This window comes from Collinsella sp. OF02-10, from assembly GCF_003463445.1.
Taxonomy (GTDB): domain Bacteria; phylum Actinomycetota; class Coriobacteriia; order Coriobacteriales; family Coriobacteriaceae; genus Collinsella.
In genome coordinates this window covers 1-5,432 of record NZ_QSCW01000019.1, presented here as the reverse complement: position 1 = coordinate 5,432, position 5,432 = coordinate 1, and the positions used below count along the sequence as shown (strand labels likewise).

At 59.2% G+C, this 5,432-nt stretch carries 4 protein-coding genes, 1 tRNA gene and 1 other RNA gene; 3 read left to right on the top strand and 3 right to left on the bottom strand.

Going from position 1 to position 5,432, the window contains the following annotated elements; translation table 11 throughout:
- Window positions 1–364: 364 nt before the first annotated feature.
- Window positions 365–916 (bottom strand): LemA family protein, encoded by a 552-nt coding sequence (locus DXA43_RS08565; RefSeq protein WP_082421874.1) that lies wholly within the window; start codon window positions 914–916, stop codon window positions 365–367.
- Window positions 917–1,127: 211 nt separating this feature from the next.
- Here DXA43_RS08565 and DXA43_RS08560 point away from each other — a divergent pair, with 211 nt between their 5' ends.
- Complete coding sequence (locus DXA43_RS08560; protein WP_158564968.1) at window positions 1,128–1,712, top strand: TetR/AcrR family transcriptional regulator; 585 nt, start codon at window positions 1,128–1,130, stop codon at window positions 1,710–1,712.
- 3 nt (window positions 1,713–1,715) lie between these two features.
- Here DXA43_RS08560 and DXA43_RS08555 read toward each other — a convergent pair.
- Window positions 1,716–1,805, bottom strand: a tRNA-Ser gene (locus tag DXA43_RS08555).
- Window positions 1,806–1,856: 51 nt separating this feature from the next.
- Here DXA43_RS08555 and tadA point away from each other — a divergent pair.
- Both tadA and ffs read left to right on the top strand, forming a co-directional pair.
- Window positions 1,857–3,638, top strand: a complete 1,782-nt coding sequence (gene tadA, locus DXA43_RS08550; RefSeq protein ID WP_117806850.1) for a tRNA adenosine(34) deaminase TadA — start codon at window positions 1,857–1,859, stop codon at window positions 3,636–3,638.
- A 452-nt stretch (window positions 3,639–4,090) separates the two neighbouring features.
- Window positions 4,091–4,186: signal recognition particle sRNA small type (gene ffs / locus DXA43_RS08545), an RNA gene on the top strand.
- 315 nt (window positions 4,187–4,501) lie between these two features.
- Here ffs and DXA43_RS08540 read toward each other — a convergent pair.
- Window positions 4,502–5,432, bottom strand: a 931-nt coding sequence (locus tag DXA43_RS08540) for an LPXTG cell wall anchor domain-containing protein (RefSeq protein ID WP_117806849.1), incomplete at its 5' end; no start/stop codon positions are given.

Sequence of the window (5,432 nt, the reverse complement as noted above, 5' to 3'; positions counted from 1 at the left end):
GCGGCCTTTTGGCCCGCGCCTTTGTTTTGGTTCGCGCCATGTGGGGGTGGTGGCGACGTGCATTTTTGCGAATATTCTGCAATCGAAGGCCCCTGCATACCGACCTCGGGCAAAAAATCGGGATTTCTCGATGTTTTCTACGAATGATGGGCGGGGTTACGGGCTGACAGCGGGTGATTTGCAGGGATATTCGCGGTCTTTGGCCTATGTCGTGGCACCCGATGCTCTTGGTTATGTTGAATACTCCCAAAAATGCACGGTGCTTAGAGGGGGACCTTCGCGAAAAAGGAAACCGCCCCGTCGAAGTATGCGTTCGACGGGGCGGTTTATACATTTGGCCGATTAAGGATGCGCTGCCAAACTACTAGAACTTGACGGTCGGGGCCTGGCGGGCTGCTTCGGCGGCCTCGAAGCCCTGGCGCTCCTTAAACTGGAAGATGCCGGCAAAGATGACAGCCGGGAACGTCTGAATGGCGTTGTTGTAGCTGAGCACGCAGTCGTTGTAGCTCTGGCGTGCATAGCTAATCTTGTTCTCGGTATCCTCGAGCGACGCCTGCAGCTGCGTAAAGTTGGTGTTTGCCTTCAGATCGGGGTAGGCCTCGGCTACGGCGAAGAGCTGGCGCAGCGCACCGGTCAGCACGTTGTCGGCTTCCATCTTGGCCTCGGGCGTGGTGGCCTTGACGGCGGTGTTACGCGCGCTGATCACGGCGGAGAGCGTCTCTTGCTCGTGCTTGGCGTAGCCCTTGACGGTCTCGACCAGGTTGGGGATCAGGTCGTTGCGGCGCTGCAGCTGCGTATCGATGTTCTGCCAGGCGTTATCGATGCGGTTACGCTTGGTGACCATGTTGTTGTAGATGCCGGCGATGGCGCAGACAATCACAATGACAACAACGATGCCGATGATGACGGTAATCATGATGTCTCCGTTTCGAATGGCCGCGGCGGCATGCGCCAGCTGCCGTTGGTATAACGCTACTAGTATACCCGCAACGTTTTGCCGTGCCGAACTTTCCGGTAAGCGTTATGTTTTCGGCGGGGTCGGCACCGGGGTAAAACGCGCGAGGTACAGGTGTAAGATATGCGACAGATTGACGAGTGTTGTCTTTGCCCTGAGGATGGCGATACCAGTGGACCTTCGCATTAAGAAAACCTACCGTGCCCTGTTCGATGCTTTCACCGAGCTTCTCGAGGAGCATCGTTTTGAGGACCTGACGGTTGCCATGCTGTGCGACCGCGCCATGATTCGCCGCACGACGTTCTACAAGCACTTTCGCGACAAGAACGATTACTTTGCCTTTTATATCGATGAGCTCATGTCCGGCTTGCCGCAAAAACAGCCCGATGAGGCCGGCACAGTGTCTGCCGAGGACGTGCGCGCGCTTCGGCACGCGATTTTGGACGATGCCATGGACCTGATTCTGGCCCATGAGCAGCTCATGGACAACATTTTGGCGAGCAGCATGTCGGGAATGCTGACCAACGTTATTTGCGACCGCATTGCCCGCTCCATCCGCGAGCGTGTGATGAACGTGCTTGCCGAGGATGCCCTGGTCCCCGTGTCACTCGAGACGACGTCTGAGTTTGTCGCCGGCGGTATTATTCGACTTTTCACGATATGGTGGGAATCGGGCCACGATCTTGAGCGTCGACCTGAGATAGCCGACGTGGTCGATGCACTGTTCGAGCGAACCATGACGCCGGTGCATCATTAAAAGTGGCGGAGAGAGGGGGATTCGAACCCCCGGAACGCTCTCGCGCTCAACGGTTTTCAAGACCGCCGCATTCAACCGCTCTGCCATCTCTCCGTGAGTCGTAATGATAGCATCGTTTTGAATTTGCAACAGGGAAGGCGAACGATGACGAGCACCGAAATCGACGAGAAGTTCATGCGCGAGGCGTTGGCGGAGGCGCGCGCCGCCGCGGCGGTGGGCGAGGTGCCCATTGGCGCTGTGGTGGTGCGCGCGGGTGAGATTGTCGCGCGGGCGCATAATCGTCGTGAGCTCGATCAGGACCCTTCGGCGCATGCAGAGTTCGCGGCCCTGTGCGCTGCCGCTCGGTCGCTCGGTCGCTGGCGCCTTTCCGACTGTACGGTCTACGTGACGCTCGAGCCCTGCTGCATGTGTGCGGGGCTTATGGTTAACGCGCGCGTAGGACGCTGCGTGTATGGCGCGGCTGATGCCAAGGCGGGCGCTCTGGGTTCGCTGTATGACCTGAATGCCGATTCGCGCCTGAATCATCGGTTTAACGTGACCGCCGGCGTGCTGGCAGACGAGTGTCGTGAGGTGTTGAGCAGCTATTTTAGTAGGCTGCGTGGCACCGATGGTGCTGGCTGCGGTTGTGGGGCCGATCTTGAGGCGCATGCCGCTCATGCCGAGGCGCTCGTGTGTGCCGAAGATATTGCCGTTGAGGCGGTCGATTTTGGTGCCGCGCGCCGCCGGCCCCGCCGTGTGCTGTTGGCGATCGATTCCTTTAAGGGCAGCGTTTCGAGCGCGCAGGCGGAGGCGGCGGTTGCCGAAGGCGTGCGCCGCGTTTGGCCCGATGCCGAGGTGCGCACATTGCCGCTGGCAGATGGTGGCGAGGGAACGCTCGATGCCATCGCCGCATGCGGTGGCGAGCTTGTGACCTGCGATGTCGCAGGCCCCTTGGGCGACCGCGTGTCTGCCCGGATGCTGGTGGACGGCGAGCACGAGTCGGCTGTAATTGAGATGGCCGAGGCGGCGGGTATTGGGTATTCACCCTGCACGGAATCGGCGGCGCTTGCGGCTTCGACCTATGGCGTGGGCCAGCTGATGCTTCGTGCGGTTCGCGCGGGTGCAAAGACTATCTATATTGGCTTGGGCGGCAGTGCCACCAACGACGGTGGCGCCGGCATGCTGCAGGCGCTGGGCGCGCGTGTGGTCGATGATCAGGGCTGCGATATCGCCCCTGGTCTTGCGGGTCTTGAACACGTGGCGAGTATCGATTTGGCACCGGCGCTTCGGGCACTGAGTGGCGCGCGTGTCGTGGTGCTTTCCGATGTCGAGAATCCGCTCGTAGGGCGTCGCGGCGCATTGGCGGTGTTTGGCGGGCAGAAGGGCCTGCCGACGGATGACGCCGAGGCGCTCTACAAGTGCGACAGCTGGATGGTCGGCTACGGCCGCCTGCTCGATGCGGCGATTGTCGAGGCGCGTGAGCAGGGGCTATTGCGCGTGCCCGAGGGTGCACGGACATTTGGCTCGGTGCTCGGTGTGCCCGGTGCCGGTGCCGCGGGCGGCCTGGGTGCCGCACTGCTGGCGCTCGGCGCCGAACTGCGTTCGGGCGTGGAGACAGTGCTCGATTTGATTGGGTTTGACGAGCGCGTGCGCGATGTCGACCTGGTCATTACAGGCGAGGGCAATATGGACGAGCAATCCGCCGCCGGCAAGGCGCCGGTGGGTGTGGCCCGCCGTGCCAAGCGCTATGGCAAGCCGGTTGTTGCCGTCGTGGGTGGTCGTGCCGACAACCTGGATGCTGTGTATGGGCAGGGCGTCGACCTGGTTTTGACGATCTGCCGCAAGCCCATGGGCCTTGAGCTGGCGCTCGATCCCCAAGAAGCCATGACCAACCTTATCTGCGCCGGCGAGTCTGCCGCTCGATCTTACGACCTCGCCCGCCTCTAAAACCCATCTCTCTATAAGTTGCGGTGAAATACGGAGTGTTTTTGCCTTTAAGGTGCCAAATCAGTCCGTATTCCACCGCAACTTCGTGAATGGTCATCCGAGGCTGGCCGCCTTGTGCCTTGGGTCGGACCGTCCGTCACGAAATGCGGCCATCTACTACGTTTAACCGAGTACCCTCGATCATCCCGAATTTTGCGAAATTAAAACCGCAGGTAGAAAGCTTGCCGGTTTTCGAAAAAGTCGGCTATGGTTGACCCCTGCGGCCTAAACGTAGTAGATAGGCCCTTTTCGTGGCGCAGCACCAGATCAGTCTTTTTGGGACGGGACTTTCTTGGCTACTTTCGTCACCCTGATGTCCCCAGTCAAAAAGTAGTCAAAAAAGCCCCGTCCCAAATTAGCTGTCTTGCCCCATCGGGCGGGAGCAGGTAAGATATATCGAGCGCCTAGCGCGTTCGATGGGTTCGGATGACGACATGTTCCGAATCTGGTCAGGTCCGGAAGGAAGCAGCCATAAGGAGCCTCTGTCGGGCATCCGAATCCATCGAGTGCACGGGCTTTCTTTTTGCGCGGTTTTACCAAACCGCGCAATGCTCGACGCTGCGCGCCACCCAGAGCGACAATTTGTCATTCAAAAGGCAAGGCATGACCAGAAGGTCTATGCCTTGCCTTTTTCATGCCAACTTGTTCGCTCTGGGTGGCGCTCGCTGACTGCGCCAAGACATCAATGGCTACGTGGTTCAAGAGACGGCGGCGTTGCCATCTGTTTTTACAAGTAAAGAGGCCCGTTTCCCTGGTTTTGGTTGGGGAAACGGGCCTCTTTGTCTATGGGCTTGTAGATTGGTGGGAGCGATATGCTCTGGCAGCTACTTTGAGTTCTTGATGCGGCGTACACCCGCGGTGGCTATTCCGAACCCTGCGGCGGCGATTCCTGCGAGTGTGATTGCGCTCGGCGCTGTGTCGCCCGTGTTCGCGAGCTTGCCGTCGGTCGTATCTGCTTGCTTGGTGGAGCTCGATGGAGCGTATTTGCCGGTCGCGGGCGAGCTGGCGGGCTGTGCCGTTTCGGCCGGCTGCGCTGAGCTGGAGGGTTTTGTCGTCTCGGCGGGTTTCGTTATCTCGGGCGAGGTGGCCTTGTCTGCCGCGGCCTTTGCCTCTTCGTATGCTTTGCAGGCGTCGTCATAGGCCGCTTGCGCCTTTTCCAAATCGTCGAGGAGCGCATCTCGCTTGGCTACGCCCTCATCGATGTGGGCTTTGGCTTTCTCCGCCTCACTTTCGAAACGCTGAACCTGTCTTTCCTGGCTTTCGAGCCGGCGTTGGCAGTGGTGAAGATCATCTTCACAAGATTTTTCTCGCCTTTCTGCCGACATGATCTCACTTTGCAACTGCTTAATAGTTTCGTTAGAAGCTCCGTCGTCGATTGCCTTATTTAATTCTGCCTGAAGGCCGCTTGTCCGGTTGTGGGCCTCATCGTATTTGGCTTGGGCTGCATCGACGTTCGCTTGCATGGCGGGAAGGGGTTTCCTCCATTTGGCGGCTTCCGTCACCACCATGTCGTAGATCTCTTGAAAAGCGGCAATGTCATCATCGATTACCGCAAGTTTCTCGGGACTTGCGGCGTCTTTTGCGGCCTCGAGGGTTTTGAGCGCTTCCTGCATGGCTGCATACGCTTTTTCTTTTGCGGCGGCCGCATCTTCCGTCTGCAAGGCAACTGCACCGGTGGGGGAACTGGTTTCTGCCGCGATCGCCGTTACGGGGGGTGTTCCTATAGTTTTGTCAACTGGGAAATGCTCTCCGTGC